Origin of the sequence: Herbaspirillum sp. (assembly GCF_035644555.1) — a bacterium.
In the GTDB taxonomy this organism is placed as follows: Bacteria; Pseudomonadota; Gammaproteobacteria; order Burkholderiales; family Burkholderiaceae_D; genus Herbaspirillum.
The window spans coordinates 58,294-76,694 of sequence record NZ_DASQOH010000013.1; the positions used below are offsets into that span (position 1 = coordinate 58,294).

Annotated in this window: 19 protein-coding genes; 16 read left to right on the forward strand and 3 right to left on the reverse strand. The window is 61.1% G+C overall.

The window, feature by feature from the left end; all coding sequences use genetic code 11:
* Positions 1 to 107: 107 nt before the first annotated feature.
* Positions 108 to 431 carry an ATP-binding protein gene (locus VE092_RS05435; RefSeq protein WP_324874634.1) on the forward strand — a complete coding sequence of 108 codons (324 nt, stop codon included), beginning with the start codon at positions 108 to 110 and terminating at the stop codon, positions 429 to 431.
* 60 nt (positions 432 to 491) lie between these two features.
* On the opposite strand, the gene VE092_RS05440 is transcribed toward VE092_RS05435, so the two are convergent.
* Together VE092_RS05440 and dctA are read right to left on the reverse strand one after the other, a co-directional pair.
* Positions 492 to 1,589, reverse strand: a complete 1,098-nt coding sequence (locus VE092_RS05440) for a porin (RefSeq protein ID WP_324874636.1) — start codon at positions 1,587 to 1,589, stop codon at positions 492 to 494.
* Between the two features lie 58 nt (positions 1,590 to 1,647).
* Positions 1,648 to 2,976 carry a C4-dicarboxylate transporter DctA gene (gene dctA / locus VE092_RS05445; RefSeq protein WP_324874594.1) on the reverse strand — a complete coding sequence of 443 codons (1,329 nt, stop codon included), beginning with the start codon at positions 2,974 to 2,976 and terminating at the stop codon, positions 1,648 to 1,650.
* A 192-nt stretch (positions 2,977 to 3,168) separates the two neighbouring features.
* Here dctA and leuC point away from each other — a divergent pair, with 192 nt between their 5' ends.
* The 3 genes from leuC to VE092_RS05460 are packed head-to-tail and all read left to right on the forward strand — an operon-like array spanning position 3,169 to position 6,112.
* Positions 3,169 to 4,587: a 3-isopropylmalate dehydratase large subunit gene (gene leuC, locus VE092_RS05450; protein WP_324874596.1), complete on the forward strand. Its 1,419-nt coding sequence runs from the start codon at positions 3,169 to 3,171 to the stop codon at positions 4,585 to 4,587.
* Positions 4,587 to 5,192 carry a 3-isopropylmalate dehydratase small subunit gene (gene leuD, locus VE092_RS05455; protein ID WP_324874599.1) on the forward strand — a complete coding sequence of 202 codons (606 nt, stop codon included), beginning with the start codon at positions 4,587 to 4,589 and terminating at the stop codon, positions 5,190 to 5,192. The genes leuC and leuD overlap by 1 nt, the downstream gene beginning before the upstream one ends.
* The gene (locus tag VE092_RS05460) at positions 5,180 to 6,112 is read left to right on the forward strand and encodes an alpha/beta hydrolase (RefSeq protein WP_324874601.1); all 933 of its coding nucleotides are present in this window, start codon (positions 5,180 to 5,182) and stop codon (positions 6,110 to 6,112) included. Before leuD ends, VE092_RS05460 begins: the two co-directional genes overlap by 13 nt.
* On the opposite strand, the gene VE092_RS05465 is transcribed toward VE092_RS05460, so the two are convergent.
* Positions 6,094 to 6,993, reverse strand: coding sequence for a LysR family transcriptional regulator (locus tag VE092_RS05465; protein WP_324874603.1), 900 nt, complete (start codon positions 6,991 to 6,993; stop codon positions 6,094 to 6,096). The genes VE092_RS05460 and VE092_RS05465 overlap by 19 nt on opposite strands.
* A gap of 1,330 nt (positions 6,994 to 8,323) precedes the next feature.
* Between VE092_RS05465 and VE092_RS05475 the strand changes: the two genes are divergently transcribed.
* From VE092_RS05475 to VE092_RS05530, 12 genes are all read left to right on the forward strand, one after another.
* The gene (locus VE092_RS05475) at positions 8,324 to 9,544 is read left to right on the forward strand and encodes an IscS subfamily cysteine desulfurase (RefSeq protein WP_324874605.1); all 1,221 of its coding nucleotides are present in this window, start codon (positions 8,324 to 8,326) and stop codon (positions 9,542 to 9,544) included.
* A 13-nt stretch (positions 9,545 to 9,557) separates the two neighbouring features.
* Positions 9,558 to 10,007 carry a Fe-S cluster assembly scaffold IscU gene (gene iscU, locus VE092_RS05480; protein WP_324874607.1) on the forward strand — a complete coding sequence of 150 codons (450 nt, stop codon included), beginning with the start codon at positions 9,558 to 9,560 and terminating at the stop codon, positions 10,005 to 10,007.
* Positions 10,008 to 10,050: 43 nt separating this feature from the next.
* A complete protein-coding gene (gene erpA, locus VE092_RS05485; protein WP_324874609.1) occupies positions 10,051 to 10,407 on the forward strand; it encodes an iron-sulfur cluster insertion protein ErpA in 357 nt (118 codons plus the stop codon).
* A 12-nt stretch (positions 10,408 to 10,419) separates the two neighbouring features.
* Positions 10,420 to 10,740, forward strand: coding sequence for an iron-sulfur cluster assembly protein IscA (gene iscA / locus VE092_RS05490; RefSeq protein ID WP_324874611.1), 321 nt, complete (start codon positions 10,420 to 10,422; stop codon positions 10,738 to 10,740).
* Positions 10,741 to 10,743: 3 nt separating this feature from the next.
* On the forward strand, positions 10,744 to 12,672 hold the full coding sequence (hscA, locus tag VE092_RS05495) for a Fe-S protein assembly chaperone HscA (RefSeq protein ID WP_324874613.1): 1,929 nt from the start codon (positions 10,744 to 10,746) through the stop codon (positions 12,670 to 12,672).
* A 51-nt stretch (positions 12,673 to 12,723) separates the two neighbouring features.
* On the forward strand, positions 12,724 to 13,062 hold the full coding sequence (fdx, locus tag VE092_RS05500; protein ID WP_324874615.1) for an ISC system 2Fe-2S type ferredoxin: 339 nt from the start codon (positions 12,724 to 12,726) through the stop codon (positions 13,060 to 13,062).
* A 209-nt stretch (positions 13,063 to 13,271) separates the two neighbouring features.
* Complete coding sequence (gene nifV / locus VE092_RS05505; protein WP_324874617.1) at positions 13,272 to 14,402, forward strand: homocitrate synthase; 1,131 nt, start codon at positions 13,272 to 13,274, stop codon at positions 14,400 to 14,402.
* Between the two features lie 66 nt (positions 14,403 to 14,468).
* Complete coding sequence (nifW, locus tag VE092_RS05510) at positions 14,469 to 14,798, forward strand: nitrogenase stabilizing/protective protein NifW (protein WP_324874619.1); 330 nt, start codon at positions 14,469 to 14,471, stop codon at positions 14,796 to 14,798.
* A gap of 22 nt (positions 14,799 to 14,820) precedes the next feature.
* The gene (locus VE092_RS05515; protein WP_324874621.1) at positions 14,821 to 15,666 is read left to right on the forward strand and encodes an electron transfer flavoprotein subunit beta/FixA family protein; all 846 of its coding nucleotides are present in this window, start codon (positions 14,821 to 14,823) and stop codon (positions 15,664 to 15,666) included.
* A 31-nt stretch (positions 15,667 to 15,697) separates the two neighbouring features.
* Positions 15,698 to 16,792, forward strand: coding sequence for an electron transfer flavoprotein subunit alpha/FixB family protein (locus VE092_RS05520; RefSeq protein ID WP_324874624.1), 1,095 nt, complete (start codon positions 15,698 to 15,700; stop codon positions 16,790 to 16,792).
* Between the two features lie 20 nt (positions 16,793 to 16,812).
* Entirely contained in the window at positions 16,813 to 18,111 is a 1,299-nt protein-coding gene (locus VE092_RS05525) for an FAD-dependent oxidoreductase (protein WP_324874626.1), read from the forward strand.
* The gene (locus VE092_RS05530) at positions 18,108 to 18,401 is read left to right on the forward strand and encodes a ferredoxin family protein (protein ID WP_006463103.1); all 294 of its coding nucleotides are present in this window, start codon (positions 18,108 to 18,110) and stop codon (positions 18,399 to 18,401) included. Before VE092_RS05525 ends, VE092_RS05530 begins: the two co-directional genes overlap by 4 nt.

Sequence of the window (18,401 nt, forward strand, 5' to 3'; positions counted from 1 at the left end):
GGCCTAAGCAGAACCCTACTATGCCGTACAGCAACCCATAGGCGAGGCCATCAAGACAGCCAGGACCACGGTCGCGGCCTGGAAGGCATGCAGGGGAGGCCATCGCGCTGAGTGCGCAAGCCCATTCATCAGGCACGTCGATCAAGTTCCTCAATCACGGGCCAGATATTGACAGTGCGGATATGAAAAATATCTTCGACCGATTTTTCCAGGAGGATCCCTCGCACCAGCACTCAAGCCAGTCCAGGGGACTGGGCCTGTCCATCGTGCGTTCCATCATGCAGTTGCATGGTGGACGCTGCCGGGTGGAGAGTGGCGGTGGTCTGACGTGTTTTCATCTGGGTTTTCCGTATCGGAAAGCTGGCGGCGACGCTGCCAGCTCTGCAGGCCGCCAGGCCGATACCGCGCATGAATTTCAGAAGGCACGCTGAATCGGCAGCCTGGGCGGATGATCCGATCAGGCTGCCAGCACCGACCTGCGCATCCGCGTTTCAGAACTTGTGCCGAACGCCCAGGCGCAACACGTTCTGCGAACTGTCGTCAGCTGGCGAGGATGAGTACGCCGCATTGACGACACCCGGATTGATGACACCATTGGCACGCTGGTGGGTATAAAGCGCGTAGAGGTCGGTGCGTTTGGACAGGTAGTAGTCCACGCCCACATTGAGCTGCGTGGTCGAGACCCTGGTCTTGCCCGCAGTCACGCGTTTGACGTCGGCGCGGTCATGGATCGCGCTGCCCAGCAAGAAGAAGTTGCCGGTGACGGCATAGCTCACCCCGGCATCGAAGACGTTTGCCTTGGTGGCAGTGGTGATATTGACCAGGCCCGTGGAGGAAACGACGGGCGCTGTCGGTTGCCTCGATTGCGACCATGCGGCGTACAGCTTGGCCGGGCCGAACTGGTAGCTGGTACCGATCGTGAAGGTCTTCAGATTGGGTTCACCTGCGCGCGCGGGCAACGCATCGGCCGCCAACTTGCTTTGATAGTACCCGGCCCCCATCCCGAATGCGCCCGCCGCATAGTTGGCGGCCACACCGAAAGCCTGGCCGGCAGATGTCTTGCCCGCCACCTCACCGAATCCATAGAAAAGGCTGCCGGTAAAGCCGCTCAGCTTGGCCGTATCGTAACGCACCGAATTGCTGGTACGGGCGCCGCCTGCAGTCCGGTCGAGATTGTTGAAGTGTCCGCCTTTGACCCCGTTGCCGCCAAAGGTCTGCGCCGACGTGTACCTGGCGCCGATGTCTTCCAGGTAATCCGTCTGGCGACCGATGGTCACCGTACCGAAACTGCCGCTGAGGCCAACCACCGACTTGCGGTCAAACAAGGTATCGGCTGTGCCCAGTGATCCGTTATCGGCATTGAAGCCGTTCTCCAGATGAAAGAGAGCCGACAAGCCTCCACCCAGGTCTTCCATGCCTTTGAAACCGACGCGGGAAGTCGCCAGGTCGCCCGAATCGATGCTCAAGCGGCTGCCGTTGCCGGCACCCACCTTGCTGGTGTAGGTCAGGCTGGTGTCAATGATCCCGTAGACGGTGACACTGCTTTGCGCCTGCGCCCCGGCCATTGCGGCCAGGCCCATGCCGGTCATGGTCAAGGTGGTGAATGCGTTTTTTCTCATGATCTCATTCCTGTTTGTTAGGTAGTTCTCAGTGACCGAAGGGCTGCACAGCGTGGATGTCGGTTTCCTGGCCGGCATCCACGCGCGCTGGCGAGATGGCCGTGCCATCAGCCTGGCCATTCAATGCCCGGGCCAGCTGATCGCGGTCCAGGCATTTCTCCCACGCCGCCACGGCGACTGCGCCGATGGCATTGCCGATCGTGTTGGTGACCGAGCGCGCCTCCGCCATGAAGCGGTCGACACCGAGCAAGAGCACCAGGCCGGAGACAGGAATGGCATGCATCGAGGCCAGTGTGGCCGCCAGCGTGATGAAGCCTGCGCCGGCCACACCGGCAGAGCCCTTGGAGGCGAGCATCAGCACGCCCAGGATCGTCAATTGCTCCAGCAGCGACAAGGGCGTGTTGGTCGCTTGCGCAATGAAGATGGCGGCAATCGAAAAGTAGATCGCACTGCCGTCGGCATTGAAGCTCAAGCCTCCCGGTACGACCAGGCCTACCACCGGTTTCGGAACGCCGGCCGATTCCAGCTTGCGCATGAGCTGCGGCAGTACGGATTCCGAAGAGCAGGTCCCTGCCACGGTAAAGATCTCATCGCGGATGAACTTCAGGAATTTCCACAGAGAGAAGCCGCTCAGACGCGCAACCAGTCCGAATCCAAGCAGCACGAACAACAAGCAGCTGAGGTAGACGCACAGGAGCACCTTGCCCAAGGCCAGCATGCTGCCGATGCCATAGGCGCCAATGGTGAAGGCCATGGCGCCGAATGCGCCCAAGGGTGCCACCCGCATCACCATCGAGACCACCTTGAACACGCCGGCCAGGAAGCTTTCCATGAAAGCCACGGCAGGTCCTGCCACCGGTCCGATCTGGGACAGGGCGATACCCAGCAAGACACCGAAGAAAAGAATCTGCAGGATATCGCCCTTGGCAAAGGCTTCCACGATGCTTTGCGGTACGGCGTTGACGATGAAGCCGATGATGCCGTCCTGCTTGGTGGCCGCGGCGGTGTACTGGCTCACTGCGGACGCATTCAGGCGCGCGGCGTCGACATTCATGCCCGCGCCGGGTCTGACGATATTGACCACCAGCAGGCCGAACAGGAGCGCGACGGTAGAGGCGACCTCGAAGTACGCCAGGGCCTTCACCCCCACGCGACCGAGTTCCTTCATGTTTTCCATCTTGGCGATGCCCAGCACGACCGTGCAGAAGATCACGGGGGCCAGGACCATTTTTATCATCCTGATGAAGATGTCACTGAGCACCTTCAGCTCGGTGCCAACATGGGGAGAAAAATAGCCCAGCGCTGCTCCCGCGATGACGGCAAGCAGCACCTGTACGTACAGTTTCCTGATGATCATTGTTGATGGTCTCCAATTGATTTTTCTGATGGTCCGGACGGCAAGGTGGATCGGCGCTTAGGCTAAGGCGCGCGCGCCGCCGAATCAATTTCGTTTATTCAATACACCTATCCACTATTTGCATTGGAGGCCAGGAGCCGACCTGATTAGACTTTTCCAGGTTCGCAGTCCATCTAGTGCAAGGAAAATGACATGGGCAAGACGCTCTACAACAAATTGATCGACAGTCACCTGGTTCGGGTCCTCGACGAGGAGGCCCGTCAGGTGCTGCTCTACATCGACAGGACGGTGCTCAACGAATACACCTCGCCGCAGGCCTTTACCGGTCTGCGACAGGCGCAGCGGCCGGTGTGGCGGCCAGAGGCAGCGCTGGGCACGGTCGACCACGTCAATCCGACCGCAGCCCGCCGCAGCGCTCTGATGCCCGATCCTGGCGCCGCCCGCCAGACGGCTTACTTCGCCGAGAACTGCGCGCAATTCGGCATCGAACTGTTCGACGTGCTGCATCCGCTGCAGGGGATCGAGCATGTGGTGATGCCCGAAATCGGGCTGGTGCTGCCCGGCATGGTGATCGCCGCCGGGGATAGCCACACCACGACCTATGGCGCCTTCGGCTGCCTTGGCTTTGGCATCGGCACCTCGGACATCGAGCACTATCTGGCGACCCAGACGCTGGTCTACCGGCGCCTGAAGAGCATGCGGGTCACCGTCGACGGCCTGCTGCCGCCGGGCGTGACCTCCAAGGACATCATCATGGCGCTGATCGAAAAGATCGGTGCCGCCGGCGCGACGGGTTATGCCATCGAGTTCCGGGGCACTGCCATCGACGCACTCAGCGTCGAGGCACGCATGACCATCTGCAACATGGCGGTGGAATGCGGCGCGCGCGGTGCGCTCATGGCACCCGACGACAAGGTGATCGCCTACCTGCAGGGACGTCCCCGTGCCCCCAAGGATGCGCTGTGGGACGCAGCGCTTGCTTCATGGAAGACGCTGGCCAGCGACGAGGACGCGGTATTCGATGCCGAGGTGCATTTGCACGCGGCCGACCTGGTCCCGATGGTGACCTGGGGCACCAGTCCGGATCAGGCGGTGCGCATCAGCGACAACATTCCGGACCCGGCCCGGGAAGCCGATCCTGTGCGCCGGCAGGGCATGCAGCGCGCGCTGGACTATATGGGCTTGCAGGCAGGCCAGCCGGCCAGTTCGATCTCGATCCAGCGCGCCTTCATCGGCTCCTGCACCAATGCCCGCATCGAAGACTTGCGCGATGCGGCGCGCGTCATTGGTGAGCGCAAGATCGCAGCCGGCGTCTTCGCCATGGTCGTGCCAGGCTCCAGCTCGGTACGGCGGCAGGCCGAGCAGGAGGGGCTGGACCGGATTTTCATGAACGCCGGATTCGAGTGGCGCCAATCCGGATGCTCGATGTGCCTGGCCATGAATGACGACATCCTGGCCAGCGGCGAGCGCTGTGCTTCCAGCACCAACCGTAATTTCGAAGGCCGGCAAGGCAGCGGCGGCCGTACCCACCTGATGAGCCCGGCCATGGTCGCCGCCGCCGCACTGGCAGGCCATCTGGTCGATGCACGTCACTATCCCGGGAGTATCTGATGCAAGCGTTTTCCATTGTCCAAGGCATCGTGGCTCCGCTGCATGCCGCCAATATCGACACCGACGTGATCATGCCCAAGCAATTCCTCAAAGGCATCGATCGCCGGGGCCTGGAGCGTGGCCTCTTCCACGAACTGCGCTTCGACTCCGCAGGCCAGGAGCGACCGGAGTTCATCCTCAACCAGCCCAGCTGGAGAAATGCCCGATTCCTGGTGGTGGGCGACAATTTCGGCTGCGGTTCCAGCCGCGAACACGCAGTGTGGGGGCTCATGCAGTATGGCGTACGTGCCCTGTTCGGGACTTCCTTCGCGGGCATCTTCTCCGACAACTGTGCACGCAACGGGCTGCTGACGATCACGCTCAAGCAAGAAGAGCTTAGTTGCATCATGCAACTTGCTGATCAAGCTGGCCTGAACGTGGTGACGGTGGACCTGCAGCTGCAAACCATCAGTGGACCGGATTTTGAACTAAGCTTCGCTATTGACCCGATGCGCAAGACTGCGCTGTTGCAGGGACTCGATGGGATCGGCCAGACGCTGGCCTGGCGTGATCAGATTCAGGCATTTCAAGACAAGCATTTCAAGGACAATCCATGGTTTCGTTGAGTGTAGAGACTTCGGGACATTTCACCCCGATCGGGCAATCGCCGTTCCTGCAGGGATTTTCACTGCAGGACTTCACGAGCGCCGAGAACATCCGGATCCGCTTCGCCATCGCCGGCGCCGGACCGGCCTTGCTGTTGATCCATGGCCATCCTCAGACCCATGTCACCTGGCGCAAGATCGCCCCCGAACTGGCCAGGCGCTACACCGTCGTGACCGCCGACCTGCGCGGCTATGGAGACAGCGACAAGCCCGAAGGCGGAGCCGGACACGTCAATTATTCCAAGCGCGCGATGGCGACCGACCTGGTGCAGCTGATGCAGGCGCTGGGGCATCGGCACTTTGCGGTGGTCGGTCATGACCGGGGGGCACGGGTTGCGCACCGCATGGCGCTGGACTATCCGCAAGCGGTTTCCCGCGTTGCCTTGTTCGATATCGCACCGACGACGACCATGTACGCGCGCACGGACAAGGAATTTGCCACGCGCTATTTCTGGTGGTTCTTCCTCATCCAGCCCTATCCACTGCCCGAACGCCTCATCGATGCCGATCCGGAATTCTTCCTACGCAAGCACATCGACGGACAGAACAAGATCGCCGGTGCGACAGAGGCGGCGGCCTTTGAGGAATATCTTCGCTGCTATCTCGATCCGAGAACCCGTCACGCCATCTGCGAAGACTATCGCGCCGCTGCCGGCATCGACCTGCAGCACGATGACGAAGACAAGACGAATCGGATCTCAGTGCCGGTGCTGGCCCTGTGGGGAAAGAGGGGAACCGTAGGACAGCTCTACGACGTGTTGCAGACCTGGCGCGAAAAAGCCGACCAGGTCAGCGGCCGCGCACTCGATTGCGGACATACCCTACAGGAAGAGTCTCCGCAGGAGGTCCTGGAGGAGCTGCATCAGTTCCTCGGCGCCTGAGCCGCACGTTCCAGCGCGCGTTCCCAAAAGCGTTCGGCAGCCCTGAGCTGCCGCACGCGTGGCCGGAACAGGTGTATTTCTATCCGCACCTCATCGCTGGCCTCACCCAGCTTCACCAGCCGGCCAGATTGCAGGTCCTCCTGCACCAGGCTCAATGGGGACCACGCGACGCCCCGCCCATCGCGCGCCATCATCACCAGCACGGTCGCCATATGTGAGGTGAAGACGGCCTCCGCCAGCGGTGCCTGGCCTTTCTCTTCCCACGCCGCACGCAATATTCTCCCCATGCCCGATGATTCGGCATAGGCCAGGAAGGGGCCTTTCGACAGTGGGTCGCCAGCGAGGGTGGGCGCAGCCACCGGCACCAGTACATCTTCGCCCAGCATGACTGACTTGAAGCGGTCGGCAGAGAGCAGGCTGGAGGCGGCGCGATGATGGTGGCACAGCAAAAACTGCGCTTGCCCGTCGATCATCAGCCGCTCACATCCTTGCATGCTGTCGGCCGTCAACTGGATCGTCGACATCAGCGGTTCTTCCCTTTCGAGCGTACCCAGCCACGGCGGGAAGAAAGTCAGCGACAGCGAATGCGTGGCCGCAAAAAAGAGCTTCTCGCTGGTCGCCTGGGTCGCGCTCAGTGCATCCTTGCGGCCCGTTTCCAGCTGGCGCAATATCTCTTCGGCAAATGGCTTCAAGCGTTCACCGGCCGGTGTGAGCTGCACGGTACGTGCACTGCGGTCAAACAGCGCTGCACCCACCCACTCCTCCAGGCAGCGGATCCGCCTGCTGAAGGCAGGCTGGCTGATCGCACGTTCTTCCGCGGCGCGCGAGAAGCTGCCTTCCCGATTTGCCGCTACAAAATCTTCCAGCCAGGTAGTGTCCATCCGAATCCTGTTCCTGTTGCCTGTTTCAAGCATGATCAAACGCCGGTGCGCCCGATACTAAGGCACTCCATTGGCGCTCACATCTTCCGGCCCCTCGACACGAGGGCAAGTTTCAATCTGCAGAGTGCGGAAAGAATTGTACTACCCGCTCAGCGCTGCGTTTTGCCAATGCCGGCAGCGTGCTGTTACCAGTCGATAGAGAGCCTCAAAAAAACATTGGGGGAAGACTTGGGACCGACCAAATCACAATGGGTCAATTTCTCTAGCAAATCAACCCTTAACGTTGGCCCCTAATGCGGATCCCATACCTCGAGGCAATCCCGAACTGGTCTATATCGTGATCAGTTTTGGAAAAGGCAGATAGCGCATGACACGTCACCTGCCTTTTCACGACTGCTTACGTTTTCTACGAGGACGTCCAAGACCTCACGGCTCTTCCAGATTACCCGTTTGAAAGTTGCGACCACCAGGCCAGGCTCTTTGGCTCTCACAAGCTGATCTTTCTTGGCCAGGCAAGCGATAGCATTGTGCGAATATTCGACCTTTTCTTTGTCGTGATAATCCACCATACCAATGCCGCAGTTCTTGCACTGCGAGGGACACGGGTGTTCCTTTGCTCGCAGAACTGACCCGGTCTAACTGATCCACTTTCCACTGCCTAGCAAACGCTGCAACACGATCATATGGACCCTCGAATCCGGGCACACGTAGGTCTGCATGCATCTGCCTGAGGCTGCGTTTTTGCATTCTAGATTTAGTGGATTCCGTTTTTAGCCACGTTGAAAGTTTGAATGCGTATGCATCCAAAGATTGTGTCTCAAACGTGGGTCAATTTTCGATGCCAAAATCCCAGCAAAAAGTGGGTCAGTTTTCAATGCAAATCTACAGTGTTCCCGGTCAAGGGGGAACAAGCCATTTCTACCATGGGCGCGCGCGAGGGAGTCGCCACTGTCCACAGAATAGAGGCCAGAGGTGCTATCGACTCTGCGCATCGAGCTAAGCGGATCGGAGAGGGTCAATTCCGCGAGTAAACCAACAATTTGACTGTTTCAGCGGTGAGCCATACCGATATTGCTGCGATCTCTGCCGCAAATCCACGCTTTTCCGGGGCTGAATCTCCCGTCGCATAAGAAACAAAATCGGCGTCCCTATCGTCACGAATCCAACAAAAGCGACAATCCCGCAAGCAGATAAATGGCCGCAAAAAATAAAATTTCTCCTTTTAATTCAAAAGGTTAATGGAATTTATTTGCATGGCATGCTCTTTGCTGAAGCCGATATCGTAGCGAGGCACAGACCCGTTCTCCCACACAGTTTGCCGGAGCCCACCATGCACTCCTCATTATCACTACCGATCTACCTCGATTATTCGGCGACCACCCCGGTCGATCCGCGCGTTGCTCAAAAAATGATTCCCTATCTGACCGATATTCCGGGCAACCCAGCCAGCCGCTCGCACAGCTTCGGCTGGGCCGCCGAAGCGGCGGTCGAACATGCACGCGAGCAAGTCGCCGCGATGGTCAACGCCGACGCGCGCGAAATCATCTGGACCTCCGGCGCCACCGAATCCAACAACCTGGCCATCAAAGGTGCCGCTGAATTCCTGCGTAGCAAGGGCCGCCACCTCATCACCGTCAAGACCGAACACAAGGCCGTGCTCGACACAATGCGTGAGCTGGAACGCCGCGGTTTTGATGTGACCTACCTGGAGGTCGGCAGCGACGGCCTGCTCGACCTGGCAAGCTTCGAAGCAGCCTTGCGGCCCGATACCATCCTGGCCTCGGTGATGTACGTCAATAACGAGATAGGCGTGATTCAGGATATCGCCGCATTGGGCGACATCTGCCGCGCGCGCGGCGTGCTCCTGCACGTGGATGCCGCCCAGGCCACCGGTAAGGTGGCCATCGACCTGGCCCGCCTCAGGGTCGACCTGATGTCCTTCTCGGCCCACAAAACCTATGGCCCCAAGGGCGTCGGCGCCTTGTACGTGGGACGCAAGCCGCGCGTTCGGCTGGAGGCGCAGATGCATGGCGGCGGGCATGAACGCGGCCTGCGCTCGGGCACCCTGGCCACCCACCAGATCGTCGGCATGGGCGAAGCCTTCGAACTGGCACGCTTGGCCATGGGCACCGAGAACGAACGCATCCGCATGCTGCGCGACCGCCTGCACACAGGTTTTGCCGATATAGAGGAATGTTTCATCAATGGCGACCTGGAGCGTCGCGTGCCGCACAACCTCAATATCAGTTTCAACTATGTCGAGGGCGAATCGCTGCTCATGGCTATCAAGGATGTGGCGGTGTCTTCCGGGTCGGCCTGTACCTCGGCTAGCCTGGAACCTTCCTATGTCCTGCGCGCCCTGGGCCTGTCGGACGAACTGGCGCACAGCTCAATCCGCTTTTCCATCGGCCGCTTCACCACCGTCGAGGAAATCGATTTCACCGTGAACGTGATCCGTGAAAAGGTCGGCAAGCTGCGCGCACTTTCACCGCTGTGGGATATGTACAAGGACGGAATTGACCTCTCCACGGTGCAATGGGCTGCACACTGACAAGGAGCACATCATGGCTTACAGCGACAAACTGATGGATCACTACGAAAACCCCCGCAACGTCGGCAGCTTCGACAAGGACGACACCAGTGTGGCCACCGGCATGGTCGGTGCGCCCGCCTGTGGCGACGTGATGAAGCTGCAGATCAAGGTCGATCACAACGGCATCATCGAAGACGCCAGGTTCAAGACCTACGGCTGCGGCTCGGCCATCGCATCATCCTCCCTGGTGACCGAGTGGCTCAAGGGACGCACGCTGGACCAGGCACTGGACATCAAGAACACTGCCATCGCCGACGAACTGGCCTTGCCGCCGGTGAAGATCCACTGCTCCATCCTGGCCGAAGATGCCATCAAGGCCGCGGTGGCGGATTATCGCAGCCGGCATGACGCCACGCCTGAGGCCCAGCAGGCGGCACCGGCCCCCAAGCAATATCCGGTCTGTGCTCCCATCGCCGACTAAGACTGCACGGCCGGTTCCCATCCTCATCTCCTGAAGGTCCATCATGTCCGATACCGACACCATCACCGCCGACGCCCCTCTCATCTTTACCGACTCGGCCGTGGCCAAGGTCAGCGAATTGATCAGCGAAGAAGGCAATACCGAGCTCAAGCTGCGCATCTACGTGAGCGGCGGCGGCTGCTCCGGCTTCGAGTATGGCTTTGCCTTCGATGATGCCGTCAACGAAGACGACTTCTGCATCGAGCGCAACGGTGTCTCGCTGCTGGTCGATGCCATGAGCATGCAATACCTCAATGGCGCCGAGATCGGCTACGAAGAAGGCCTGGAAGGCTCCCGCTTCATCATCAAAAATCCCAATGCCACCACCACCTGTGGCTGCGGCAGTTCATTCTCGGTCTGAGGAGGTAAGGCGATGAGCATCACCCTCACTGAAAACGCCGCGCGCCGCGTACACGCCTTCCTGGCCAAGCGCAGCGCTGTCGGCTTGCGCCTGGCAGTCAAGACCAGCGGCTGCTCCGGCATGGCTTACGCGCTCGAATATGCCGATGTCGCCGAGCCGCAGGATGTGCGCTTCGAAAGCCATGGCGTGACCGTGCTGATCGATCCCAAGAGCCTGCCCTACCTGGATGGCACCGAGCTGGACTTCGTGCGCGAAGGGCTCAACGAGGGCTTCAAGTTCAACAATCCCAACGCCAGGAATCAGTGCGGCTGCGGTGAAAGCTTCGCGGTCTAGGCCATGTCCCTGCTCCAGATCGCCGAACCTGGCCGCAGCACGGCACCGCACCAGCACCGGCTGGCCGTGGGCATCGACCTGGGCACCACCAATTCGCTGGTGGCCACGGTCCAATCGGGCCAGGCCCGCGTCCTGCCGGATGAGGCCGGGCAGGCACTGCTGCCCTCGGTGGTACGCTATCTGCCGACCCATTCCCTGCAGCCGGCAGAGCGACCACCGGCCATCGTCGGCCATGCAGCCAAGGCCGCACAGAGCGATGATCCGCGCAATACCTTGTCCTCCATCAAGCGCCTGATGGGACGTGACCGCGCTGATATCAGCACAGGCAGCAGCGCTGACATGCCCTACGCCTTCATCGACAAGCCCGGGCTGGTCCAGATCGACACCGCTGCGGGCATCAAGACACCCATCGATGTATCGGCCGACATTCTGCGGGTATTGCGCCAGCGGGCCGAAGCCTCGCTGGGTGGCGAACTGAGCGGCGCGGTGATCACGGTGCCGGCCTACTTCGACGACGCCCAGCGCCAGGCCACCAAGGATGCAGCGCGCCTGGCCGGCCTGACTGTGCTGCGGCTGCTCAATGAGCCCACGGCGGCGGCCATTGCCTATGGCCTCGACCAGGCTGCCGAGGGCGTGTTCGCTATCTATGACCTGGGTGGCGGCACCTTTGACATTTCCATCCTCAAGCTCTCGCGCGGGGTCTTTGAAGTGCTGGCCACCAATGGGGACGGCGCCCTGGGTGGCGATGACTTCGATCGCTGCATCCATGACTGGATCCTCAACCAGCGCCAGCTGGCAAGCGCAGAGCTCACCACGCAAGATACCCGCCGCCTGCTCACTGCTGCGCGGCACGCGAAGGAAACCCTGAGCCGGGAGCCCAGCGCGACCATTGAGCTGAGCCTGTCGTCGGGTCATGCCGTGCACCTGTCGTTGACCCGCGAGGTATTTGCCTCCATCAGCCGGGACTTGCTGGCCCGCACTCTGCTGCCCACCCGCAAGGCATTGCGCGACGCGGGACTGGGCGTGTCCGAGATCGACGGGGTGGTCCTGGTCGGTGGATCGACCCGGATGCCCCAGGTGCGCGCCGCCGTGGCCAACTTCTTCGGCCAGCCTCCCTTGACCGATCTCGATCCGGACCAGGTCGTGGCGCTGGGCGCGGCCATGCAGGCCAATGTCCTGGCCGGCAATCGCCAACAAAGCGACTGGCTACTGCTGGACGTCTGTCCGCTCTCGCTTGGGCTGGAAACCATGGGGGGGCTGGTGGAAAAGATCATCCCGCGCAACTCCACCATTCCGGTGGCACGGGCGCAGGAATTTACCACCTTCAAGGATGGCCAGACCGCCATGAGTGTGCACGTGCTGCAAGGCGAACGGGAACTGGTGGCCGACTGCCGCTCCCTGGCGCGCCTCGAGCTGCGCGGCATTCCTCCGATGGTGGCGGGTGCGGCCCGTATCCGCGTGACCTTCCAGATCGATGCCGACGGACTGCTGTCGGTCTCGGCACGCGAACAAAGCACCGGCGTAGAAGCGGCCGTCACCGTCAAGCCCTCCTATGGACTGGATGACGCCAACATCGCCCGTGTGCTCTCCGAAGCCGCAGGGTACGCCACCGATGACATGAAGATGCGCACGCTGCGTGAAGCCCAGGTCAATGCACGCCAAGTGGCCGACGCCACCGATGCTGCCCTCAAGCTCGACGGCCACAGCCTGCTCAGCGCCACTGAACAGGCGTACATCCGCCAGCACCTGTATGCCCTGACGGAACTGATCGAGACCGCACGCGAAGCCACTGACGACAACATCGCTGCGCTCGATAGCGCTTGCGATGCCCTGAACCAGGCCACCCAGGAATTCGCCGCCCGGCGCATGAATGCCAGTGTGTCGCAGGCTCTTTCCGGGCAGCGCCTGGAGGCCATCGACTTGGGCTCATGACTTGATGTTCCAACCCTGACCGGGGCCATCCCGGCCACATCGGGAGCTGCCATGCCGCACATCACCGTTCGTCCCCACCCCGTACTGTGCGCCGAAGGCAGCAGCTTCGATGCGCGCAGCGGCCAGTTTCTGTGCGATGCCTTGCTCAAGAACGGGATCGCACTGGAGCACGCCTGCGAAAAATCCTGTGCCTGTTCCACCTGCCATGTGATCGTCCATGAAGGCTTCGACTCTCTTGCGCCGGCCAGCGATGACGAGGAAGACCAACTGGGGCGCGCCTGGGGCTTGAACGTGCAGTCGCGCCTGGCGTGCCAGGTGGTCCTGAGACAGCAGGACCTGGTGATCGAACTGCCCCTCTACACCGTCAATCTGGCACGCGAACGGGACTGAGGACTGCGCGATGTGCCGGGGCGGCAAGGCCGGACAAGACACGACAAACACGACAAAAGTGACAAGGACCACGGACTACCGAAAAACACCAGGCGATTCACTTATCACATTGATTTTCAAGGAATTTATTCTGCAAATCTCATTGGCACATGAATTGCTAAATCAAGATCAGAAAACATTTTTCGTATCGCATTGCCGGAGAATCCGAGATGGTCACAATCAATGACACTACCCTGCGCGACGGCGAACAGACTGCCGGTGTTGCCTTCACCGCGGAAGAAAAAATCGCCATCGCGCGCGCCCTCGATGAGATCGGCGTCCCAGAGATGGAAATCGGTATTCCCATCATGGGCGAGGCCGAAATCGAGGTCATCCAGGCCATCGCCGCCCTGCCTCTGCGCAGCAAGACCATGGTATGGGGCCGCATGTGCGAGGCCGACCTGGCCGCCGCTGCGCGCTGCAACGCCGATATCGTCAATCTTTCCATGCCGGTGTCGGACATCCATATCCAGCACAAGCTGCAACGCGACCGCAACTGGGTGCTGGCGCAGATCCGGCATTTCCTGCCCAAGGCACTGGACCTGGGCATGGAGGTTTGCCTCGGTGGCGAGGATTCCTCCCGCGCCGACCCGGACTTCCTGTTGCGGGTGATCGAGACGGCGCAGGCCGCCGGTGCCCGGCGCTTCCGCTTTGCCGATACGCTGGGGCTGCTCGATCCCTTTGCGACCTACGAAGTGATCCGCCAGTTGCGCCAGGAAATTGACATCGAACTTGAAATGCACGCCCACAATGACCTGGGCCTGGCCACGGCCAACACCCTGGCCGCCATCAATGCCGGCGCCAGCCACGTCAACACGACCGTCAACGGTCTGGGCGAGCGCGCGGGCAATGCGCCGCTGGAAGAAGTGGTGATGGGCTTGCGCCATCTGCATGGCATTGAGACCCAGGTCGATACCCGCTCTCTTCCGGCCATTTCCAGGCTGGTGGCCAAGGCCTCCGGCAAGGCGGTGGCGCCCAACAAGAGCATCGTCGGCGAAGCAGTGTTCACGCATGAATCGGGCATCCACGTGGACGGCCTGCTCAAGAACCCGGCCAACTATGAGCACTTCAGCCCGGCCGAACTGGGCCGCAGCCATCACATCGTGCTAGGCAAGCATTCGGGGTCGCGCGGTGTCAAGGATGCCTTCGCCAAGATGGGAATACTGCTCTCGGACAGCCAGGCACAAGCCATGCTCCTGCGCATCCGTGACCACACCATGATGGCCAAGACCGCGCCCAGCGAAGATGAACTCACGCGATTTTTCCTGGAAAGCGGCGCCTGTGCGGCCAGCCAGATGTAAGTACTTCGATTCACCGTTCCCGCGCACTGTGTCCGTGTTCCTCTCAACTACGAAAGAGAGCCCGTCATGCTGACCCTGGCCGAAAAACTGAAACAACTGTCCGCCGCCGAAGAGTTCCTCGATTTCTTCGGCGTGCCTTATCAGCAGGCGGTCGTCAACGTCAATCGCCTGCACATCTTGAAGCGCTTCTACCAGTACATGCGGCAGGAGCGTGGCCTGGATGATCTGGACGAAGTGGAGATGTTCAAGAAGCTGCGTGCCCTGCTGGCCGCCGCCTACGACGACTTCGTCCATTCCACGCCGGCACAGGAGAAAGTGTTCAAGGTTTTCCAGGATGCCCACGGCAAGTCGGTATCCCTGGAGATGCTGCGCATGTCCCTGCCAGCCAAGGCCTGAGCCTGCCCTTTTGGAGAACACCATGCATATCGTCGTCTGTATCAAGCAAGTACCGGATAGCGCCCAGATCCGCGTGCATCCGGTCACCAACACCATCATGCGCCAGGGCGTGCCGGCCATCATCAACCCCTATGACCTGTTTTCGCTGGAAGAAGCCCTGCGCATCAAGGATCAGGTCGGCGGACGGGTGACGGTGCTGACCATGGGCCCGCCGCAGGCGGAGGCGGCGCTGCGCAAATGCATTTCCTTCGGCGCTGATGATGCCATCCTGGTGACCGACCGCGCCTTCGCCGGTGCCGATACGCTGGCCACCTCGTATGCGCTGGCGGCCGCCATCCAGCGGATCTCACAAGACCAGGCGGTCGATCTGGTCCTGGCCGGCAAGCAGACCATCGACGGCGATACGGCCCAGGTCGGCCCGGGCATCGCCAAGCGGCTTGATCTGCAATTGCTGACCTATGTCTCCAAGATCGTGTCGCTGGACCCCATTGCGCGCGAAATCGTCATCCAGCGCCGCGCCGAAGGCGGGGTGCAGGTGCTCCAGACCCGGCTGCCCTGCCTCATCACCATGCTCGAAGGCAGCAACGAAATGCGCTTTGCCACCATGGAAAACATGTTCCGCGCCGCTCGCCATCCGATCCGTACCTGGGACCGAGCGGCCGCCGGCATCGAGGACGTCAGCAAGATCGGCCTGAAGGGCTCGCCCACCGTGGTGAGCAAGGTGTTTGCGCCCAAGCCCAATGCCCGCCGCGCCGAGATCATCACGACCGAGGGCGACGAAGCGCGCGACCTGGCGGTCACCCTGGTCGGCAAACTCTTCACGCAACACCCGAAACTGGGTGAGGCCATTGCCAAGAAGCTTGCTTGATCCACCCCACATAGATTCTACGAGGCACAGCATGAACCAAGAGAAGCCTGCTCCAGAGCGCAAAGGCGGCAAGGGAAAATACGAACTGGACGAACGCCTCAAGGCCTACCAGGGCGTGTGGGTATTCATCGAACATGAGCGCGACGAAGTCCACCCCGTCTCCTGGGAGCTGCTGGGCGAGGGTCGAAAGCTGGCCGACCAGCTTGGCGTGTCGCTCTCGGGCGTGGTATTGGGTGCGCCCGACCTGGCGACCCGACAGTTCTGCGAACAGGCGTTCCACCATGGTGCTGACACCTGCTACCTGATGGCTGACCCCACCCTGTCGGCCTATCGCAACCAGCCCTTCACCAAGGGACTCACCGACCTGGTCAACCGTTATCAGCCGGAAATCCTCCTGTTGGGGGCAACCGCGCAAGGGCGCGACCTGGCCGGCAGTGTCGCCACCACACTCAGGACCGGCCTGACCGCCGACTGCACCGCACTGACAATCGACATGGAAAACCGCAGCATGGCGGCGTCGCGACCGACCTTTGGCGGCAGCCTGCTGTGTACCATCCTGACGCTGAACTACCGGCCGCAGATGGCCACCGTGCGACCGCGCGTGATGGCCATGCCGGAACCCGATCGCAGCCGCCACGGCAAGATCATCGAACACCCGCTGTGCCTGGTCGAGAGCGACATCATCACCAAGGTACTCGAATACATTCCCGACAATCAGCAAGACAAGCCGCAGCTACCGTTTGCCGACATCATCGTGGCGGGTGGGCGCGGCATGAAGCGGGCCGAGAACTTCCAGCTGATCTGGGACCTGGCCATGGTGCTGGGAGCCGAGGTGGGTGCCACGCGCCCGGTGGTGCAAGCCAACTGGGTCCAGGCCGAGCGCCAGGTCGGGCAATCCGGCAAGACCGTGCGGCCCAAGCTGTATATCGCGGCTGGTATCTCAGGTGCCATCCAGCACCGTGTCGGCATGGCCGATTCTGACGTGATCATTGCCATCAACAGTGATCCCAATGCCCCCATCTTCGACTTCGCCAGCTACGGCATCGTCGGCAACGCCATGACCATCCTGCCGGCCTTGACCGAGGCCTTCCGTCAACAACTGGCCACGATGCGCATGGCGAGCTGAGCCATAACAGGGAGAACAGCATGACTGAGAAATTCGATGCCATCGTGGTCGGCGCCGGGCCCTCCGGCAATGCCTGTGCCTACACCATGGCCAAGGCCGGACTGAAGGTGCTGCAGATCGAACGGGGGGAATATCCCGGTTCCAAGAACGTGCAAGGCGCCATCCTCTACTCGGATGCGCTGGAACGTATCATTCCCGACTTTCGCGAAGACGCGCCGCTGGAGCGTCACATCATAGAGCAGCGCATGTGGGTGCTCGACGATCAATCCTTCATCGGCGGCCACTACCGCTCGGAAGACTTCAACAAGCCGCCCTACAACCGCTATACCATCATCCGCGCCCAGTTCGACAAATGGTTTTCGCAGAAGGTACAACAGGCCGGCGCCCTGCTGATCTGCGAGACCACGGTGACCGATCTGCTCATGGATGGCCAGCGCGTCGTGGGCGTGCAGACCGATCGCGTGGGCGGCTCGATCTATGCCGACATCGTGGTGCTGGCCGATGGCGTCAATTCTGTGCTGGCCCGCAAAGCCGGCTTTCGCCCCGAACTCGATCCGGCCGAGGTGGCGCTGGCGGTCAAGGAAATCCATTTCATGCCGGAGGAAACGATCGCCAGCCGCTTCAACGTCAGCGGCGATGCCGGCGTGGTCATCGAGATGGTCGGCAAGATCACCAAGGGCATGATGGGTACCGGCTTTCTCTACACCAACCGCGACTCAGTGACCATCGGCGTGGGCTGCATGTTGTCCGACCTCAAACGGCAGAAATGCTCACCCTACCAACTGCTGGAAGACATGAAGGCCCATCCGGCCATTGCACCGCTGCTCGAAGGCGGAGAAATGAAGGAGTATGCAGCCCACCTCATTCCCGAGGGCGGCTACCATTCCATTCCCTGTCTCTATGGCAGTGGCTGGATAGTGGTGGGCGACTCCGGCATGTTCGTCAACGCGGTACATCGTGAAGGTTCCAACCTCGCCATGACCAGTGGCCGCCTGGCTGCCGAAACCGTGATTGCCCTGCGTGCCGAAGGACTGCCTCTGACCGAGCGCAACCTGGCGCGCTATCGCACCGCGCTCAACGAGAGCTTCGTCATCAAGGACCTGAAGAAATACCGCGCCCTGCCCGGCATCTTCCATCGCAACCCGCACTTGCTGAACACCTACCCCGAACTACTCAACCAGGCGGCGCACCATATGCTCAAGGTCGACGGGACCGACAAGAAATCCAAGGAACGAGACATCCGGCGCAGCTTCACCCAGCGGCGCTCCTTATTCGGATTGGTGGGTGATGCCTACAAAATGTGGAGGGCTTTCGAATGAGCACGTCCAAGGTCGAGGAAAAACTGTTCCAGAACCGCTACAAGATCGACAGCGGCCGGCCGCATATCGCTATCAAGAACCAGTCGGTGTGTGCTGATCAATGCAAGACCCAGCAATGCCTGACCTGCTGCCCGGCCGGTTGCTATACCGCCGAAGGCGGGGGCCAGATCCTGCTGACCACCGATGGCTGCCTGGAATGCGGTACCTGCCGCGTGATCTGCACCGAACATCGCAACGTGGCCTGGGAATATCCACGTGGCGGCTATGGCATCCTGTTCAAGTTCGGTTGA